This window comes from Leisingera sp., assembly GCF_982940295.1.
Genome location: NZ_CEYXRG010000032.1, coordinates 13885 through 31150, shown reverse-complemented (window position 1 = coordinate 31150; position 17266 = coordinate 13885). Strand labels below are relative to the sequence as shown.

Below are 17266 nucleotides of genomic sequence, written 5' to 3'. Positions count from 1 at the left end.
CAGCAGAGGCGGAGATTGAGCGATGATGAGCTTCCTGAAGCGGGCCGAAACCGGCCAGTACCGCACTGCCATGCCGTGCCATTCGCGTGGCATGGTATGGCACAGCCGTGCCACAACCCCTGCCACGGGCCATTTTGGGGCCTCTGGATCCCTTAAAAATATGGCTTCACAAGGTTCCGACACACTTGAATTGCTAAAACGCCAATTTTGGCAATTAAATCAGCGCCTTGCGCTGATTTGCAGCTTGCTGCGTTATGTGTGGACCTTCCATGAGGCCCAAAGGGCCGAATTGGGCGTTGCTGGCCCGATCCCTTCGAGAGGGCTGAGCCAAAAGCCCGGCTGTGGAGCGGCGCTTAGCGCCTCAATTTCCCGCCGGGGCGGGAGGGCGAGGACTGCCCTTCCGGTCTTTCTGATCGCGATCCTGGCTCCTGTGACGGCCTCTGCTGACGGTTGGTCCAGCTCAAGCAGCTTCAGCCTGAAAGAGACCGCCGAGATCCGGGAAAACCTCGCCTCAGCTCCGGCCTCCCCGAAAGACGGCTGGGACTTCGCTACGCGGGAAAGCGAGTGGGTTGCCCTCAATGCATTTGAGCGCTCGCGGCCAGGAAAGCAGCCCCCTGCCCCGGCCTCCTTCCGGTTGCCTTCCGGCTCCAGTGTCGAAAAGCTGTTTGCCCTCATCGCCTTTGCTGAAGCTCCCAGCGGCCGCTATGACGCAATCCACCTCGGCGCCAAGGTGAGACCAGGCAAGAAACCCTCGCAGATGACCCTTGCGGAAATCTACACCTGGATCGACCGCACGCCGGGCCAACCCCATGCCATCGGAAACTTCCAGATCATACCTTCAACCTTGCTTAATCTGCAGAAGCGTCTCGGCTTGCCTGACGGAGCCCGCTTCACCCGCGCGACACAGAACCGGATGGCAGCTCTCCTGATCTCTGACGCCGGGTATCAGAAGTTTGCGTCTGGCAGGATTTCACGCTCTGCTTTCATGGACAACCTGGCGCGCATCTGGGCTGGCCTTCCGCTGGCGTCCGGCAAGTCCGCCTATCATGGGTATGCCGGAAACCGCGCAACCATCACGCGGGTTTTCTACGTCGAACAGATGGAAAGGATCTTTGGCTCCGGAACAGCGCGGATCACTGCAGCTTCTCCGGTGGCCCAAGCAAAACCAATGAATGCAGGCTGGACACGGCTGGGGCAATGATCCGGATCATCACCAAAACACCCTTGATTATCGTACTGGCATTACAGGAGCGGGGTTCAACTCTTCCAGTTTTGTGCGGGCTTGAGACAGGCAAATGGGAAGCCTTCATAACGCAAAAGGCAGCTTTCCGAGCTTCTGAAAGATGGCGCTAAATGCGACATGCAGTCGGCCGGTTAAGTGCCTTGGCCGCCCTGTTGATGAATAATTTGAGTGGCAGTATCTGAACTTGTTAGCCGCGTCGCCAGACTGAGAACTGGTCAAGGCTTCGGAAAAACCCGCCCGATCTTACGCCGCATAAAAAGAGGAAATACACGGCCGCGAAAAGCCCTGACCAGACTCCGAAGATCGAGGCCCAGGATACGGTCAGAAAAAAGAGTGCGCTGTGTACAGTCAAATGCCCCTCCAAACCTCGGGATGCCCTGGACACATGCCGGGGCGGCTCTGACTGTAACAGGCTCCCGGTTAACAAATCCGGCCGGGACTTCTGCTGCCTGCGTTCCTCTTGTTTGAGGCTCTGGAACTGGGAACTGCTGATTCCAGGTGCCCGCATTTTGGCGAAGATATCAAAGCAGCGGGGATACTCCCCGCCGTACCGCGCTTTGGCGATGATGCCATCTTTGCCAACAGCTGCGATGCTATCGGAAGTGCGGCGTGTCAGGTCCACCCCGTCGGCGGAGATGCTGGCTTCAGCGAACTCTGTCTTCTTCAGCACAGATCCGTCTGCCTCCACCCAGGTGGTCTCGCTGCTGCTTTCGCGGGTGATGGAACCATCATGGCTGATCCGGATCGAAATGCCCGCCACCGCAACCGATACTGAATCTTCCGTCACAAGAACCCCGTTCCAGGCATCCGGGAAATCGCGGCGCAGGACAATCTTGTCCTGGCGCAGCTTGATTTGCACGTCCTGGTCCGTGTCCCCTGCTGCGCTTCTGACCACAACAAAGGCTTCCTGTTCGCTTGGATCATTGTGAAAACTTGCATTGGCATTCTTCGGCGGCCACACCTTCGGGGCTGCGCGCCGCGCGCCTTTCTGGTCCCGGTGGAAACCAATATACAGCTGGGCGGAGCGCCAGGTTTGGCGCAAGGAATTCACAAGTTCAGACATTGGTCTTAATCCTCAACAGAATGTGCGCGCACCGGACCAAATCGGGGTCCTCCAAGCGCTGCTAGTTTTGCTCAAATTCATTGTTGCAGGCGTGCCGACTGGCCTCGGCCAGTCAGCAGCCCAAAAGTTCATAGGGTATTGGCAGCACGGTTAGGACAGGCCCTTACCCCATGCAAGACAAGGTTCAGCTTACGCCTGGATGGCACCGTGATGACGCGCCTCCCGTGCGTAATCCACAAGCGGCTTCGACGGTGTCCAGTAAAGGTCGCGTTCGATCCTTAAGTCAAAGGGACCGCGGACTGCCACCAGTTCCGGGATGTACACGCTGCCCAGCTCAGGGCAGCCCATACCCAGATCACATAGACCGAAGGCGATATTTTTGTCTTCAGGATCAATCTCGCTGATAAGCCAGGTTGCAGCGCCCCACGGCGTGAATAGCTTGACCACTGGCTGCCGCGACATGTCCTCAGCAATCTCTCCTGCCCTCTCCCGTGCCGCAATTGCGCCGTTCTGCAGCAGTTTCTCTAATTGGCTTTTCGTAAACAGGTTCATACCCAACGTCTCCTTTGTGTCATGGCCATCGGGAGGTCCCCTTTGGCTCTGGTTTTGAGCAGAGCCCTGCAAGGGCGCCGTCTCTAAAACCTGACCCGCTGGCGAAGCGTGGGGGGTAGCAACTGCAACCGGAAACCGATGGGAGTGGTGCGGCCCGCAGGCGCAGCCGAGGACACGGTCCCGGCGGTTTCCGGTTGCGGGCGCGTGGGGGCAAAGCCCCCTAGCAATCCGTCGCAGCGGCGTTCGGCTTGCCCGAACCCCAAGACAAACAAGGAAAGCAGATTTCGCAGAAGCCGGGCAAACTGGCCCTTCCGTTTTCTTGCAGCAACTTGGCGCCTTGCCAGCGTGATCACCGCAAAGCTTGATAGTCAGTAATTTATATACTATTTTCTGACAAGGAGAAACGCCATGATCATGTCCAAGATAAAACAACGCATCATCGGGAAAGGCCGCGGGTCAATTTTCACGCCGACGGATTTTCTGGATATCGGATCCCGCGCGAGCGTGGACCAGGCTTTGTCGCGGCTGGCCGGCCAGGGTGTAATCCGCCGCCTGACCCGGGGACTCTACGACTACCCCAAGAAAAGCCAGCGCTTCGGTTTGCTGTCGCCATCTGCTGATGACATTGCAAAGGCAATCGCACGCAAGGACAATCAGATCCTTCAGCCCTCCCCTGCCATGGCCGCCAACCAGCTGGGCCTTTCCACGCAGGTGCCGTCCAAGCCGACTTATCTGACCGATGGCCCAACACGCACCAAGACAATCGGGCGGCAAGTGATCCAGTTTCGGAACGCTTGCTCCAAAACCCTTGTTGGAGCGGGCCAGAAGACCGGCGCGGTATTCCAGGCACTGCGCTATGTCGGGAAAGACCGGATCGATAACCACGTAATCGATAAACTGGCTCAGACGCTGGATAACCGTGACCGGGCCCTGCTCTCCAAACAAAGCAAGCACGTACCCGCCTGGATGCACCCTATCGTTCAGCAGATCGTCACGCAGGCCTGAGAATATGGAGAAGTTTGCCAACGACACTCCTGAAAACCGGGACGAAGCCTTTCAGGAAACCGCCGCGCAGCTTGGATTATCTAAGGCGATTGTCGAGAAGGATTTCTGGGTCTGCTGGTCTCTCAAACAATTGTTCGCCCTGCCCACCTTTGGAGATCATATGACCTTCAATGGCGGAACATCCCTTTCCAAAGCTTATGACGTAATCCACCGCTTTTCCGAAGATGTGGATCTGTCCCTCGACCGGACACAGTTTGGCTTTGACGGCGATCGGGATCCTGAAAACCCTGACCTATCCGGCAAAAAACAAAAACAGCTTCTCCAGGAACTGCAGGATGCGGCCGGAAAAATAGTCACCGGGCATCTTCTTGATGAAATCAAAACTGCATTTGATGCTGGTTTGGAGCAAGAGTTTTCACTGCAGGTTGACCGCAGTGATGCGCAAACACTGCTCTTCAGTTACCCATCAATCGCTGCATCGTCAGATAGTTACATTAAACCTGCGGTTCGCTTCGAATTTGGTGCACGGGGTGTCCACCTGCCTGCCGAAGACCGGAAGATTTCCCCATACCTGCACCAGGCCTTTCCGGATCTGCTGGACACTGGCGAGATTGAAGTGAAGGTTTTAGGTGTCGAGCGCACCTTCTGGGAAAAGGCAACAATCCTGCACATGCTCTACCATAAGGATACTGCCATGCCACTCGCTGACCGCATGTCTCGCCATTACTATGATATGGCTCAGCTTATCAGCCATGAAGCCAGATCCCGGGCGCTCAGCAGCCTTGATCTCCTGGATCAAGTTGCGCATCACAAGTCGGTCTTCTTCAAGGCAGCCTGGGCCAATTACCAAGATGCAAAACCGGGCACGCTGCGATTGATGCCCCAAAAAAACTCACAACCGCATTGCGCAAGGACTACGCTGGAATGCAGGAAATGATCATCGGACGAGCCCCTGACTTTGACGACATCCTGCACGCACTTGAAGGTTTCGAGGCTGAAATCAATAGCTGAGTACAACGACTAGATTCTGATTGAATTAGTATCCAGGTCTAAAGCCTGCAACTTGTAACAAATAACATTATATGCTTTGACGACGTCAAACCGAAAACACAGGTGAGACATGACGATAGATCTGAGCGGACTGAATGCGGCTGAACTCAATGCCTTGGCCAAAGAAATCGAAGCCCGCAGAGTTGAAGTGGAAAAAGAAGCGAAGCAAAACGCCTATTCTGAAATGCTGGCCATCGCCGACAAACACGGTGTGCCCTTCGAAGAGGTGATTGCGCTTCATGGCGCTAAGGGCCGAAAGTCCGGCGCAAAGGCACCAGCCAAATACGCCAATCCAGAAGACGCATCCCAGACATGGAGCGGCCGCGGGCGCAAACCAGCTTGGGTTCACGAAGCATTGAAAGCTGGCAAGTCCATTGAGGATCTTGAGATCTGAAGGCTCAGAGCCTTGGTTGCGCAATCCGACGCGACAATACACTGCCTCAAGAAAGATAGCGCACCGGCGGCGTTCAGCCGCCGTGCAACGTCTTGGCTAGGCTCAGGACACAAAGCCAGAATATGACGAGGGCTGCCAACGCGATTGCCGACAGAAAGACCTTGGGGCACCTATCGTAGCGGGTAGCCACGCGCCGCCAATCCTTCAGTCTTCCGAACGTGATCTCAATGCGGTTACGTCGTTTGTAGCGGCGCTTGTCGTATCGAACTGTCGTCTTTCGTTGCTTTCGACCTGGGATGCAGGCGCGTATCCCTTTGTCTTTCAGCGCATCTCGAAACCAGTTGGCATCATAGCCACGATCCCCGAGCAGCCAATCTACCTTTGGTAGGCTGCCAACGAGAGCACGTGCGCCGGTGTAATCGCTGACTTGTCCGGCAGTCACAAAGAGCTCCAGAGGACGCCCTTGGCTGTCACAGATGGCGTGCAGCTTTGCGTTCATGCCGCCCTTGGTCCGGCCAATCAAACGGCAACGTCCCCCTTTTTCACCGCAAGGCTGGACGCCGTGCGATGAGCTTTGAGATATGTTGCGTCGATCATGACCGTCTTCTCTTAACCATTATCAGCAGCCAAACCAATCAGCATCTCGGCGAAGATGCCCTTGTCGCTCCACCGCTTCCAGCGATTGTAGAGCGACTTGTGCGGGCCGTATTCCTTGGGCGCATCACGCCAGCGCAACCCGTTGCGGTTGATGAAGATAATCCCACTCAAGACCCGACGGTCGTCAACGCGTGGCTTCCCGTGGGACTTTGGGAAGAAGGGTTTCAGACGGGCCATCTGCGCGTCGCTCAGCCAGAAAAGGTCAGACATGTTCACCGCTCGCCTTGAGCACCGTGAATCACGCGGCCAAACGGAAATCAATGGGTCCTGAGCCTAGGCACGCGGCCTCGCGTCCGGCATGGTCGCCGCTAAGGCCCCGCAACAGCGGTCTGAGACCGGAGAAAATGCAAAACGCACCCTGGAAGGAGTACTGAGGCTACGCAGAAAGGAGCCGCCGGGAGGCCGTGCAAATGCCGCCATAAAGGATAAGCCGCACTGGCTATCCCTTTAAAATTATTAAGCATAATCAGGATTACCAGCTCAGAAGGGCGCACCGTACGGAGGCACATCCGCCCGGCTCCAAGTGAGGCTGACCGCCGGGCTAGGTTTTGCGCCCGCCCGGCGGTCCAGAGGTTTCAGCTGGCGTCAGAAGTGGACCGAGCGCGCGCCTGCAGGTTTTTCCAGCGGCGGCGCGAATTTGGTCAGGTCAATCCCTTCCACGGCAGACTTGTACTCTTCCATGCTGGGGGTTCTGCCCAGGATCGCCGACAGGACGACAACCGGCGTCGAGGCCAGCAGGGACTCGCCCTTCTTGTCTGCGCTGTCCTCCACGACGCGGCCCTGGAACAGGCGCGTCGACGTGGCCAGAACCGTATCGCCCTTGGCAGCCTTCTCCTGGTTGCCCATGCAGAGGTTGCAGCCCGGACGCTCCAGATACAGGATGTTCTCGTATTCGGTGCGCGCCTTGCTTTTCGGCATCAGGTCATCGAACTCAAAGCCCGAGTAGCGCTGCAGGATTTCCCAGTCGCCCTCTTCTTTCAGCTCGTCGATGATGTTGTAGGTCGGCGCCGCCACAACCAGGGGCGCGTTGAACGCCACCTTGCCGGATTTCTTCTCCAGGTTTTTCAGCATTTGCGCGACGATTTTCATGTCGCCCTTATGCACCATGCAGGAGCCGACAAAGCCCAGGTCGACCTTCTTGTCCCCGCCGTAATAGGACACGGGGCGGATGGTGTCGTGGGTGTAGCGCTTGGACACATCGGCGTTGTTTACGTCCGGGTCCGCGATCATCGGTTCGTCGATTGCGTCGAGATCAACAACAACTTCGGCGTAGTACTTGGCACTGTCATCCGGTGTCAGGGCGGGTTTTTCGCCGGACGTGATCTCGGCGATGCGCTTGTCCGCCTTGTCGATCAGCCCCTGCAGGGTGCCAGCCTCATTGTCCATGCCCTTGTCGATCATCACCTGGATGCGCGACTTTGCCAGTTCCAGCGAGCCCACCAAGGTTTCGTCGTTGGAAATACAGATCGAGGCCTTCGCCTTCATCTCCGCAGTCCAGTCCGTGAAGGTGAAGGCCTGGTCGGCCAGCAGGGTACCGATGTGCACTTCGATCACGCGGCCCTGGAACACGTTGTCGCCGTGCTGCTGCAGCATCTGCGCCTGGGTGGCATGCACCACGTCGCGGAAGTCCATGTGGTCCTTCATGCGGCCCTTGAACGTCACCTTGACGGACTCGGGGATCGGCATGGTCGCCTCACCGGTTGCCAGCGCCAGCGCCACGGTGCCGGAGTCGGCGCCGAAGGCCACGCCCTTGGACATGCGGGTGTGGCTGTCGCCGCCGATGGTGATGTCCCAGTCATCCACAGTGATGTCGTTCAGCACCTTGTGGATCACGTCGGTCATGGAATGGTAGACGCCTTTCGGGTCCCGCGCAGTGATCAGGCCGAACTTGTTCATGAATTTCATGAGCTTGGGGATGTTGGCCTGCGCTTTCAGATCCCATACGGACGCGGTGTGGCAGCCGGATTGATAGGCGCCATCCACGGTCGGCGAGATGACGGTCGCGGCCATCGACTCCAGTTCCTGCGCGGTCATCAGGCCGGTGGTGTCCTGCGAGCCGACGATGTTGACCTTAACGCGGGCGTCAGACCCTGCGTGAAGGACAGTGTCCCCAGTCACGCCCACGGCGTTCCTGTTAAAGATCTTCTCCACCGCAGTCAGGCCCTGGCCTTCATGCGAAACCACTTTGGACGGCGCAAAGACCGGTGCCGGCTCGACGCCCAGGGTCTCGGCAGCAAAGCTCTGCAGCTTCTTACCGAACACGATGGCATAGGAGCCGCCGGCCTTCATGAATTCGACCTTCTGCGGGGTGAAGGCAGAGGAAACGTCCGCCAGCTCTACGCCGGTCTCAGCGCTGCACAGCTTTTTGGTCTTGGTGTTGATCGAAAGCACGGTGCCCGTTTCGACAGAGTATTTCTGCTCCAGGATCGGGTTGCCGTCGTTGTTCAGGATCGGATTGCCGTCGGAATCCGTTTTCTTGACCCAGTTCTTCAGGTCGAGCCCGATGCCGCCGGTGACGCCAACGGTGGTCAGGAAGATGGGGGAGATGCCGTTGGTGCCTGCCACAACCGGCGCGATGTTCACGAACGGCACATAGGGGCTGGCCTGCTTGCCGGTCCACAGCGCGACGTTGTTGACACCGGACATGCGGGAGGATCCGACCCCCATCGTGCCCTTCTCGGCAACCAGCATCACGCGCTTGCCCGGGTGCTGCAGCTTCAGCGCTTCGATCTCCTGCTGTGCCTTCTCGGAGATCAGGCATTTACCGTGCAGTTCCCGATCCGAACGGCTGTGCGCCTGATTGCCCGGCGACAGCAGGTCGGTGGAGATATCGCCCTCAGCAGCGACATAGGTGACGACTTCAATGTTTTCGTCGATGTCCGGCAGCTTGGTGAAAAACTCTGCCTTCGCATAGCTTTCCAGAATGTCCTTAGCGATGCCGTTCCCGGCTGCATACGCCTGCTTCAGACGGTGGGTGTCCGCCTCATACAGGAAGACTTGCGTCTTCAGCACGTCGGCCGCTTGCCCGGCCACCGCGGCGTCCTCGCCAAGCGCCAGGTCCAGCAGCACCTCGACCGACGGGCCGCCTTTCATGTGGGACAGCAGCTCAAATGCGAAAGCGGTGGAGATTTCCGGAACCTCGGCCTGACCCAGGATGATCTCTTTCAGAAACTTCGCCTTGACCCCTGCCGCGCTCGTGGTGCCGGGCAGGGTGTTGTAAATCAGATAGTTCAGGGAATCGTCGCGGTGCGCATTCCCGGTGTCCCTGATTTGCGCGATCAACTCTTCAACCAGCGCGCCATCGTCGATGGGCTTGGGGTTCAAACCCTGCTCTTTGCGGGTTTCGATCTCATTCAAGTAGTCTGTGTAAAGGCTCATGGCTGTCCCGGCGAGTAAGCGTTAAAAGGAGCTAGCACCCTGGTTCCGGCAACCGCCGCCGCCACCCTGGATGCTATTTGTATGCCGCGGTATACGAAAAGATCCGGGTTTGCAATATGGCGGTGAGTGTCAAGTTGCCCCAGGTGCCCTGCCCCGGCGCAGCGCAGCGGGCACAAAGCCGGGCATCCGGCAGTGAATTGCCAGAGTGAAGTATTTTTTCAAACGTGACGAATCCACGCAGCGGCCGGAACGGTGAACTCCCTAAGGCAGCGGTGCCGGATCAAAGCTGCTCGCCAAAAGCTCCTGCACGACCGGGTTCGGAAACCGGCGCCGCAGGGTGATGGCGTAAAATGTCTCTCTGATCTTCGGATGCTCCTTGGCTTCCACCAGTCGGCCGGACGTCAATTCATCCTGCACCACAATCGGCGCCACCAGGGCCAAGCCGATGTTTTCCCGCGCCAGCAGACGCATCATCGCCATATCATCCACCTCTGCCGCAACCTGCGGACGCACCGACAGCCGGCTGGCCATGGCATCAAACGCGGTGCGCAGGGCATTGTCAGTAGTGGGCAGAATGAACGGGTGCGCAGCAAGCAGCTCGCGGATCGGGCATTCCGGATCGAACCGTTCCGGAGAGCCGACAATGCTGACGGCCTGTTCAGCAATCTGATGGGTTTCATAGGGCGCCAGACTGTCGTCCGGAGGCTCCCGGTTCATCAGCACCAGATCCAGATTGAGCGTCCCGAGCCCCTCCAGCAGTTCGGTAGGACTTCCGGACCGCAGGATCACCTCAACGTCCGTGCGCGCAAGAATTGGGCGCAGAAAACCGATCTGGAAATTGCGTGACAAAGTGGCAAGCGCGCCAACGCGCAAGGCCTGACGGGTGCGGCCTGCCTCTTGCAATGTGGCGACAAGCTCCTGCCCGGCAGCAAAAATCGCGTCTGCGTGGTCCAAGGCGATCCGGCCTGCTTCGGTGAGGTGCAACTGCCGGCCACGGCGTTCGAACAGCGCATGGCCAAGACGCTCTTCCAGCTGTTTGATCTGAACGGACAGGGCAGATTGCGACAGGTTCAGCTGCTGCGCGGTCCGGGTCAGATTCCCGTCGTGTGCAACGGCCCAGAAATAGCGCAAATGATGATAGTTCAGCGGCATGCCGTTCTAATTATTAGAACTATACCTATCAAACAATGAATTTTTTAAAACATGAAGCCTGCCCTATCTCGGTTTGCAGAGCGATTCCACCTGCTGAGACCGAGGAATTTGAACCATGAGCTACCTGTTACTGCCTTTTCTAAGCCCGCTCATCCTGCTGGCGACAGCAGTCTATGCGCGCCAGCACCCGGGCCGCCGCCCGGGCCTGCTGCCCAAGCTGGCGGAATGGGCAACGCTTGCCGCCTTTGCCATCTCAGCGGCTGCAGCCGGACTGCTTATTCTTGAAGGCCCAGGGACGTCCGCGCTAATTGGCCTGTGGGGGGCCGGGCTTTCAGTACGGCTGGACGCGGTCAGCGCCACGATGCTGGTGCTGGTAAGCTTCATCGGCTGGATCGTCATGCGCTACGCGGCCACCTACATGGACGGCGAAGCGCGCCAGGGGGCGTTTACCGGCTGGATGTCCGCCACCCTGGCCGCGGTCCTGCTGCTGGTGATGTCGGGCAACCTCATCCAGCTGCTGGCAGCCTGGGTGGCAACCAGCCTGCTGCTGAACCGCTTGCTCCTGTTCTACCCGGAGCGCACAACCGCCCGCCGCGCCGCGCGCAAAAAGGCTGTTGTTGCCCGTGCAAGCGAAATTGCGCTGGCAGGCGCAGTGCTGCTGTTGGTGCTGACCTATGGCACATCTGACATCTCCACGATCCTGGCCGCCGCGCAGCCCGGTCCGGCAACCGCCGCCGCAGTGCTGCTGATCGCCCTGGCGGCAGTGCTGGCCTCAGCGCAGTTTCCGGTCCACGGCTGGCTGACCGAAGTCATGGAGGCCCCTACCCCGGTTTCGGCCCTGCTGCATGCGGGTGTCATCAATGCCGGCGGCTTCCTCCTGATCCGCTTCGCCGATGTAATGCTGGCCGCGCCGGGCGTGATGGCGCTGCTGGTGATGCTGGGCGGGTTCACAGCTCTGTTTGGCGGGCTGGTGATGCTGACCCAGGCCGCAGTTAAGACCTCGCTGGCCTGGTCCACCATTGCGCAGATGGGCTTCATGGTCATGCAATGCGGCCTGGCGCTGTTCCCTCTGGCCCTGCTGCATATCGTGGCGCATTCGCTGTACAAGGCGCACGCCTTCCTCAGCGCGGGCGAGGCGGTCCGCAATGTCGCGGCCATCCGCCGCCCCGGCCCCGTCGCGGTGCCAAGCGCCCGCAACGTGCTGCAGGCCTTTGCCATTGGCATCGTGATGTACGGGCTGATCGGCGCGGTGTTCGGGTTTGACGGCAAGTCGGTCCAGGCGATAGCCCTGGGTGTGATCCTGATCTTCGGTGTCGCCTATATTCTGGCGCAGGGATTCGCCGATGCGGCCCCCGGCGCGCTGACCCGCCGCACCGTGATCTATGCCTCTGCAACATCGGTCAGCTACTTCCTGCTGCAATCGCTGGCCCAGCACATGACCGCCGGCACGCTGCCGCCGGCCCCCGCCCCGGGCCCGCTGGAATGGGCGCTGATCGTGCTGGCGCTGATCAGCTTTGGCGCGGTTGCCGTGGCTCAGGCCACCTTCCCGCTCTGGGCCACGCACCCGGCCGCCGCAGGCATGCGCGTGCATTTGTCCAGCGGGCTTTACGCAAATGCGATCTTCGACAGGCTGCTGGACGGCTGGTCGAAGCGGACAACCGCCTGAAACGGAGCGAGACATGTTTACCAAGCACGAAACCTACCCTGCTGCCCTGCTGGAATTTGTCGCCGAGGCGAACAAGGCGGTGAAAGCGATCCCGCCGCTGTTCCCGCTCTCCTCCAGCGTTGCGGTCAACCCCTTCCTTGGCCAGACCGGTGAACCCCTGGCGGTGGCGGCGGCACGCCTGGCGCGGGTCGCCGGCACCCGGATCACACCGGAGCGCGCGCATTGGGCGGCCAAATTCGACGCCGAAGAGATCGGCGTGGAGGACCTGCGCGATGCGCTTGCCAGTGCCGAAACCCGCTTTGGCCAGCCGGATCTGGAAGAGGTCAAGGCAGCTCTCCGGACCGAAAGCGCTCCGCTGAGCGCCCTGCCGACAGTGGCAGAGCTGGCGGCAGATGTGTCCGGCGTCGACTGGCCCGGGCTGATCGAGGAGCGGATCGGCGCCTGGGCGTCCAGCCATTTCGATCAGGGACAGGCCCTGTGGCAGCCCAACCGCACCGGCGGCGCGTTCAGCGCCTGGCGCGAATTCGCCTCCCGCGATCTGACCCCGGAAATCCACGGCCTCAAGGGCTTTGGCGCCTTTGTTGCCGCCTCCAACCGGTCCCACTGGCGGGCAATCGGGCGTGCCTCCGAAACTCTCGGCGTGTCGGCCGAGGCCGCTGAGACCGCCTACCACAGGTGGCTGATCACACTCGGCGGCTGGGCGCAGTATGCCCGCTATCTGCTGTGGCAGGCGGAACTGGACGGCCAGGCGGACAACACAGCGGCTGAGCTGCTGGCCATCCGGATGGTGTTCGACGAGGCGCTGTTCCACCTCTACCAGGACGAAATTGCCAGCCGGTGGTCGGAGGTTGCCGCGCAGCATGAAATGCCTGTCACCCCCAGCCAGGATCTGGTCATCGATGCGGTGCTTCAGGACGCCGCCGAGCGGGCGCAGCAGCGCAAGCTTTCCGGCGTCCTGGCCTCCCGCCAGCCGCGTCTGACCACGGGGCGTCCTGCCGTGCAGGCCGCCTTCTGCATTGACGTGCGCTCCGAAGTGTTCCGCCGGATGCTGGAAGCGCAGGACGCCGGTATCGAGACCATCGGTTTCGCAGGTTTCTTCGGCCTCGCCAGCGCACACCAGGCCGCCGGTTCGGACGTGATCGAAACCCGCGGCCCGGTCCTGCTGCAGGCCGGAGTGGCCTCCAAGGCCGCCGAACCGGACACCGCCGATCAGACGCGGCGCTATGCTGCGCGGGCCAAACGCGCCTGGGGGCGCTTCAAGCTGGCGGCGGTCTCATCCTTTGCCTTTGTCGAGGCGACCGGCCCGCTTTACGTCAGCAAGCTGCTGCGGGACTCGCTTGGCCGCCCGGCTGGCGCCAAGCCGGACCCCGCGCCGCAGCTTGACCCTTCAATCGGCCTGGAGACCCGCATCGGCATGGCGAAATCCGTGCTGTCCGCGATGTCCCCGACGCAGAATTTCGCCCGGATCGTGATGCTGACGGGCCACGGCGCCGACGTAACCAACAACCCGCATGAAAGCGCCCTGCAGTGCGGTGCCTGCGGCGGCCATGCCGGCGATGTGAACGCGCGCCTGCTGGCCGGGCTGCTGAATGACGCCCAGGTGCGCGACGGCCTGCAAGATGAAGGTATCAGCATCCCCGCCGATACGCTGTTCCTTCCGGCCCTGCACCATACCACCACCGATGCGGTCACGCTTTATGATCAGGATCTGCCCGGCCAGGACTGGAAGGCGGATGTGGCCCGGCTGAAGCGCTGGCTGGACGGCGCCGGGCGGCTGGCCCGCACCGAACGCGCCGCCAGGCTGCCCCGCGCCAAGGGGGAGGCGGACATTGCCCGCCGGGCCAGCGACTGGGCCGAGCTGCGCCCCGAATGGGGCCTGGCCGGATGCCAGGCGCTTATCGCCGCCCCGCGCCAGCGGACAGAGGGCGCGGACCTGTCCGGCAACACCTTCCTGCACAACTACGATTGGCAGGCCGACGAGGGCTTTGGCGTGCTGGAGCTGATCATGACCGCCCCGGTGCAGGTCGCCAGCTGGATCAGCCTGCAGTACTACGGCTCCACCGTGGCACCGGAGCTGTTCGGCGGCGGCAACAAGCTGCTCCACAATGTTGCGGGCGGCATCGGTGTGCTCGAAGGCAACGGCGGATCGCTGCGCCCTGGCCTGCCCTGGCAGTCGGTGCATGACGGGGACGGTTTCCAGCATGATCCGCTGCGCCTGTCCGTCATCATCGAAGCCCCGCGGGAGGCGATGACCGATATCCTGAAGCGCCACTCCGGTGTCCGGGAGCTGTTCGACAACCGCTGGCTGTCCCTGATTGCGATGGACAGCGAAGGCAAGCTGGCCTGGCGGTACGACGGCGGCCTTGAATGGTCGCCGTTCGAGCCTGAAGAACAAGGCGGCCGCGCAATCGCGGCGGAGTGACCACAGCGGGCGGCACGCCACTGGCATGCAACAAAACCCGGCAGGCGCGCTTGCCGGGGTTCACACGTGACGGGACAGCTGCTGCTGCGCGCAGTTATGGCGTTAAAAGGCTGATGCAGGGCTTATGACGCGTCAGGCGGCGCAGCCAGAGACTGCCGTGTCACGACGTGCGTGCTGATGCAAACCGGCTGACCTGCCGATGTGCCTTCGACCATCGCCACCAGTTCCCGCGCGGCCTTGCGGCCCATTTCGCGGTGCGGAACGTGTACGGTGGTCAGCGCCGGGCTGACAATTCCGGCCAGCTCAATGTCGTCGAAGCCGGTGACGGAGACTTGCTCAGGCACCGCAATGCCCATCCCTTTCGCCTCGCGCAAGGCGCCGGCCGCGAGCACGTCATTGCCGCACATCACCACAGTCGGGCGCGGATCCAGCGCCATCAGCTGGCGGAACGCCTCTGCCCCTTTGTCGATTTCATACGGGGTTTCGATCAGAGTAAGCGCACTCTCCCCCAAGCCGGCCGACCGCAACGCCTGCCTGACACCCAGCACCCGGCTCAGCGCCCGGTCGTTGCCCTCTGTCACGCCTGAAATCATCGCAATCCGGCGGTGGCCCGCCGCGAGTACGCTGTCCGCCAGCGCGCGCATGGCGCTGGCATTGCTGAACCCGACAGAGGGCCGCATCGCCTCCGGCTCATAGGACCATGCGACCAGCGAAGGGACCTGATGCCGGTCGAGGTAGTCGTAAATCTCCGGGTCGCGTTCATGCCCGATCAGCAGCAGCCCGTCGGCGCCGCGCGCCACCAGGGTGCGGATCTGCTCGCGTTCGGCCTCTGGATCATAGGCCGAGCTGGACACCAGCAGCGTATAGCCGCGCTCCCGCAGCTCATCCTGAAAGGCCTGCAGCCCGCGCGCAAAAATTGCATTATCCATGGTTGGAATGATCGCGCCGATGGTGAAGCTGCGCTTGGCCGCCATCACCCGGGCGGCGAAATTCGGGGTGTAGCCCAGTGATTCGACCGCCTGCATAACCCGCTGGCGGGTCGCCTCGATCACCCGTTCCGGTGAATTCAGGCAGCGCGAAACAGTCGCGGTCGAGACGCCTGCCTCCCGTGCAACATCGTTAAGTGTCGGAGCTGAGCGGGTTTTTCCCATGTCACGCCTGTCGTTCCATCGCCCCTGTCTTAGCACAAAATCCAGCAGTTGCCATCCATCAATGTAAGCGCTTGCATTATCGATGTAAGCGCTTACAAATAGTGTTGGGATCAGAAAACGGGATCTAACGATGTTTCTCTTCGCTGCCGTTGCCGTCTTTGCCGTGTTTTTTGCCAATGTTGCCCTGGGCGCATTCGGCGGCGGCGGCTTTCTGAGCGATGTGGGAGAGATGCTGGTTCTGTTTGCGGCGTCGGTCCTGTTCGTGGCCGCGATCCTCAAGCGGGAGGCTGACCACAAGAAAAAGAGCGGCAGCTGACGGATTTCCAAGGGAGGAAGACGATGACGACTGACAAGGATGGCCTCAAATCTGCTGAGCGCCGCAATTTTCTGAAACTGGCTTCGACCGGCTCCTTCACCGCGGCGCTGGTGGCGGGTGCAGGCGGTGTCCTGTGGTCGTCGGAGGCCGCCGCGCAGACCGCCAAGGAGGAGAAAGAGCGCGAGCGTGCGGCGGAGCATATCATGACCGTTGCCACCGCCTACGTGCTGGGCGCGTCGCGCAGCTATCCGATCATGCAGCTGGACCTGAAGGAAAACATCCAGAACGCCACCAACGGCAAGATCTACGTCAAGCTGGCCCCCGGCGGCCAGCTGGGCGCGGGCGGCGCGCTGGTGCAGAAAGTTCAAGGCGGGACCATTCAGGCGGCGCAGCATTCGCTGTCGAATTTCGCGCCCTTCGCCTCCACCGTTGATCTGATCAACATGCCCTACCTCTGCGGCTCCAACCAGCGTTTCACCAATCTGGTGACTTCTGACTTCTGGAAGGCCGAGGTCCACCCCAAGGTCGAGGCTGCCGGTTTCAAGGCGCTGTTTTATGTGAACATCGACCCCCGTGTTGTGGCCGTGCGCAAGGGCGGCAACGCGGTAATGGCGCCGGGCGATATGGCGGGTGTGAAATTCCGGGTACCGGGATCGAAAATGCTGCAGCAGTATTACCGCATGGTCGGCGCCAACCCCACGCCGGTCGCCTGGGGCGAGACTCCCTCGGCGATCAAACAAGGGGTGGCAGATGCTCTCGACCCGTCGGTCGGCGCGCTTTATGTCTTTGGGTTCAAAGACATCCTCAGCCATGTGACCTTCACTCAGGCGGTGCCGGACAGCCAAGTCTATTCCTGCAACCTGGAATGGTTCAACGCGCTGCCCGCCGATGTGCAGGACGGCGTGATGTGGGGCTCGGAAATGACCGCGCATCAGAACCTGTCCAAGGTGCCCTCCGCCCGCGCCTATGCAATGGCGGAACTGACCAAGGCAGGCGTCGAATTCCACTCGCTGAGCGATGACCAGCTGGCAGAGTGGAAAGACGCAGGCGGCTACCAGCGCAGCGAATGGGATTCCTTCAAGACTGAGCTGGCCGGGTCGATGGACAATTTCGCCAAGCTGGAGGAGGCCGCAGGCACCCAAGGCAAATACTTCGTCCACGACGCCTGACCGCCGCAGGGGCGCGCGCCGGACACCGGCGGCCGCCCGCTACCGAAA

At 60.8% G+C, this 17266-nt stretch carries 13 protein-coding genes and 1 pseudogene; 8 read left to right on the top strand and 6 right to left on the bottom strand.

The window, feature by feature from the left end; genetic code table 11:
* The first annotated feature begins 22 nt into the window (after nt 1-22).
* Nucleotides 23-1201, top strand: a complete 1179-nt coding sequence (locus AC4HIX_RS19935) for a lysozyme family protein (protein WP_490400260.1) — start codon at nt 23-25, stop codon at nt 1199-1201.
* A gap of 229 nt (nt 1202-1430) precedes the next feature.
* On the opposite strand, the gene AC4HIX_RS19930 is transcribed toward AC4HIX_RS19935, so the two are convergent.
* Together AC4HIX_RS19930 and AC4HIX_RS19925 are read right to left on the bottom strand one after the other, a co-directional pair.
* Complete coding sequence (locus tag AC4HIX_RS19930) at nt 1431-2306, bottom strand: hypothetical protein (RefSeq protein ID WP_475053315.1); 876 nt, start codon at nt 2304-2306, stop codon at nt 1431-1433.
* Nucleotides 2307-2495: 189 nt separating this feature from the next.
* Nucleotides 2496-2858: a DUF2958 domain-containing protein gene (locus AC4HIX_RS19925; RefSeq protein WP_475053317.1), complete on the bottom strand. Its 363-nt coding sequence runs from the start codon at nt 2856-2858 to the stop codon at nt 2496-2498.
* A 408-nt stretch (nt 2859-3266) separates the two neighbouring features.
* Here AC4HIX_RS19925 and AC4HIX_RS19920 point away from each other — a divergent pair, with 408 nt between their 5' ends.
* The 3 genes from AC4HIX_RS19920 (at nt 3267) to AC4HIX_RS19910 (ending at nt 5307) form a co-directional block, all read left to right on the top strand.
* On the top strand, nt 3267-3863 hold the full coding sequence (locus AC4HIX_RS19920; protein WP_475053318.1) for a DUF6088 family protein: 597 nt from the start codon (nt 3267-3269) through the stop codon (nt 3861-3863).
* A gap of 4 nt (nt 3864-3867) precedes the next feature.
* The gene (locus AC4HIX_RS19915) at nt 3868-4800 is read left to right on the top strand and encodes a nucleotidyl transferase AbiEii/AbiGii toxin family protein (protein WP_475053320.1); all 933 of its coding nucleotides are present in this window, start codon (nt 3868-3870) and stop codon (nt 4798-4800) included.
* A 183-nt stretch (nt 4801-4983) separates the two neighbouring features.
* Nucleotides 4984-5307 carry an H-NS histone family protein gene (locus AC4HIX_RS19910; protein WP_475053321.1) on the top strand — a complete coding sequence of 108 codons (324 nt, stop codon included), beginning with the start codon at nt 4984-4986 and terminating at the stop codon, nt 5305-5307.
* Between the two features lie 73 nt (nt 5308-5380).
* Here AC4HIX_RS19910 and AC4HIX_RS19905 read toward each other — a convergent pair.
* From AC4HIX_RS19905 to AC4HIX_RS19895, 3 genes and pseudogenes are all read right to left on the bottom strand, one after another.
* A pseudogene (locus AC4HIX_RS19905) lies at nt 5381-6174 on the bottom strand (IS5 family transposase).
* A 375-nt stretch (nt 6175-6549) separates the two neighbouring features.
* Nucleotides 6550-9342, bottom strand: coding sequence for a bifunctional aconitate hydratase 2/2-methylisocitrate dehydratase (locus AC4HIX_RS19900; protein ID WP_490400259.1), 2793 nt, complete (start codon nt 9340-9342; stop codon nt 6550-6552).
* A gap of 261 nt (nt 9343-9603) precedes the next feature.
* Nucleotides 9604-10494, bottom strand: coding sequence for a LysR family transcriptional regulator (locus AC4HIX_RS19895; protein ID WP_475053324.1), 891 nt, complete (start codon nt 10492-10494; stop codon nt 9604-9606).
* Nucleotides 10495-10609: 115 nt separating this feature from the next.
* Between AC4HIX_RS19895 and AC4HIX_RS19890 the strand changes: the two genes are divergently transcribed.
* On the top strand, nt 10610-12160 hold the full coding sequence (locus AC4HIX_RS19890; protein WP_490400258.1) for a proton-conducting transporter transmembrane domain-containing protein: 1551 nt from the start codon (nt 10610-10612) through the stop codon (nt 12158-12160).
* A 13-nt stretch (nt 12161-12173) separates the two neighbouring features.
* Nucleotides 12174-14582: a YbcC family protein gene (locus AC4HIX_RS19885; RefSeq protein WP_475053326.1), complete on the top strand. Its 2409-nt coding sequence runs from the start codon at nt 12174-12176 to the stop codon at nt 14580-14582.
* Nucleotides 14583-14704: 122 nt separating this feature from the next.
* Here AC4HIX_RS19885 and AC4HIX_RS19880 read toward each other — a convergent pair whose 3' ends face one another.
* Entirely contained in the window at nt 14705-15733 is a 1029-nt protein-coding gene (locus tag AC4HIX_RS19880; protein WP_475053328.1) for a LacI family DNA-binding transcriptional regulator, read from the bottom strand.
* A 130-nt stretch (nt 15734-15863) separates the two neighbouring features.
* Between AC4HIX_RS19880 and AC4HIX_RS19875 the strand changes: the two genes are divergently transcribed.
* Both AC4HIX_RS19875 and AC4HIX_RS19870 read left to right on the top strand, forming a co-directional pair.
* Complete coding sequence (locus AC4HIX_RS19875; RefSeq protein ID WP_475053329.1) at nt 15864-16049, top strand: hypothetical protein; 186 nt, start codon at nt 15864-15866, stop codon at nt 16047-16049.
* A gap of 23 nt (nt 16050-16072) precedes the next feature.
* Nucleotides 16073-17218 (top strand): TRAP transporter substrate-binding protein, encoded by a 1146-nt coding sequence (locus AC4HIX_RS19870; RefSeq protein ID WP_475053331.1) that lies wholly within the window; start codon nt 16073-16075, stop codon nt 17216-17218.
* Nucleotides 17219-17266 lie beyond the last annotated feature (48 nt).

What these genes read in the sequence shown, in the direction of transcription:
- AC4HIX_RS19920 (WP_475053318.1), top strand. Translation starts at nt 3,267, where the DNA reads ATGATCATGTCCAAGATAAAACAACGCATCATCGGGAAAGGCCGCGGG.
- AC4HIX_RS19900 (WP_490400259.1), bottom strand. Translation starts at nt 9,342, where the DNA reads ATGAGCCTTTACACAGACTACTTGAATGAGATCGAAACCCGCAAAGAG.
- AC4HIX_RS19880 (WP_475053328.1), bottom strand. Translation starts at nt 15,733, where the DNA reads ATGGGAAAAACCCGCTCAGCTCCGACACTTAACGATGTTGCACGGGAG.
- AC4HIX_RS19935 (WP_490400260.1), top strand. Translation starts at nt 23, where the DNA reads ATGATGAGCTTCCTGAAGCGGGCCGAAACCGGCCAGTACCGCACTGCC.
- AC4HIX_RS19895 (WP_475053324.1), bottom strand. Translation starts at nt 10,494, where the DNA reads ATGCCGCTGAACTATCATCATTTGCGCTATTTCTGGGCCGTTGCACAC.
- AC4HIX_RS19870 (WP_475053331.1), top strand. Translation starts at nt 16,073, where the DNA reads ATGACGACTGACAAGGATGGCCTCAAATCTGCTGAGCGCCGCAATTTT.
- AC4HIX_RS19930 (WP_475053315.1), bottom strand. Translation starts at nt 2,306, where the DNA reads ATGTCTGAACTTGTGAATTCCTTGCGCCAAACCTGGCGCTCCGCCCAG.
- AC4HIX_RS19925 (WP_475053317.1), bottom strand. Translation starts at nt 2,858, where the DNA reads ATGAACCTGTTTACGAAAAGCCAATTAGAGAAACTGCTGCAGAACGGC.
- AC4HIX_RS19885 (WP_475053326.1), top strand. Translation starts at nt 12,174, where the DNA reads ATGTTTACCAAGCACGAAACCTACCCTGCTGCCCTGCTGGAATTTGTC.
- AC4HIX_RS19890 (WP_490400258.1), top strand. Translation starts at nt 10,610, where the DNA reads ATGAGCTACCTGTTACTGCCTTTTCTAAGCCCGCTCATCCTGCTGGCG.
- AC4HIX_RS19915 (WP_475053320.1), top strand. Translation starts at nt 3,868, where the DNA reads ATGGAGAAGTTTGCCAACGACACTCCTGAAAACCGGGACGAAGCCTTT.
- AC4HIX_RS19910 (WP_475053321.1), top strand. Translation starts at nt 4,984, where the DNA reads ATGACGATAGATCTGAGCGGACTGAATGCGGCTGAACTCAATGCCTTG.
- AC4HIX_RS19875 (WP_475053329.1), top strand. Translation starts at nt 15,864, where the DNA reads ATGTTTCTCTTCGCTGCCGTTGCCGTCTTTGCCGTGTTTTTTGCCAAT.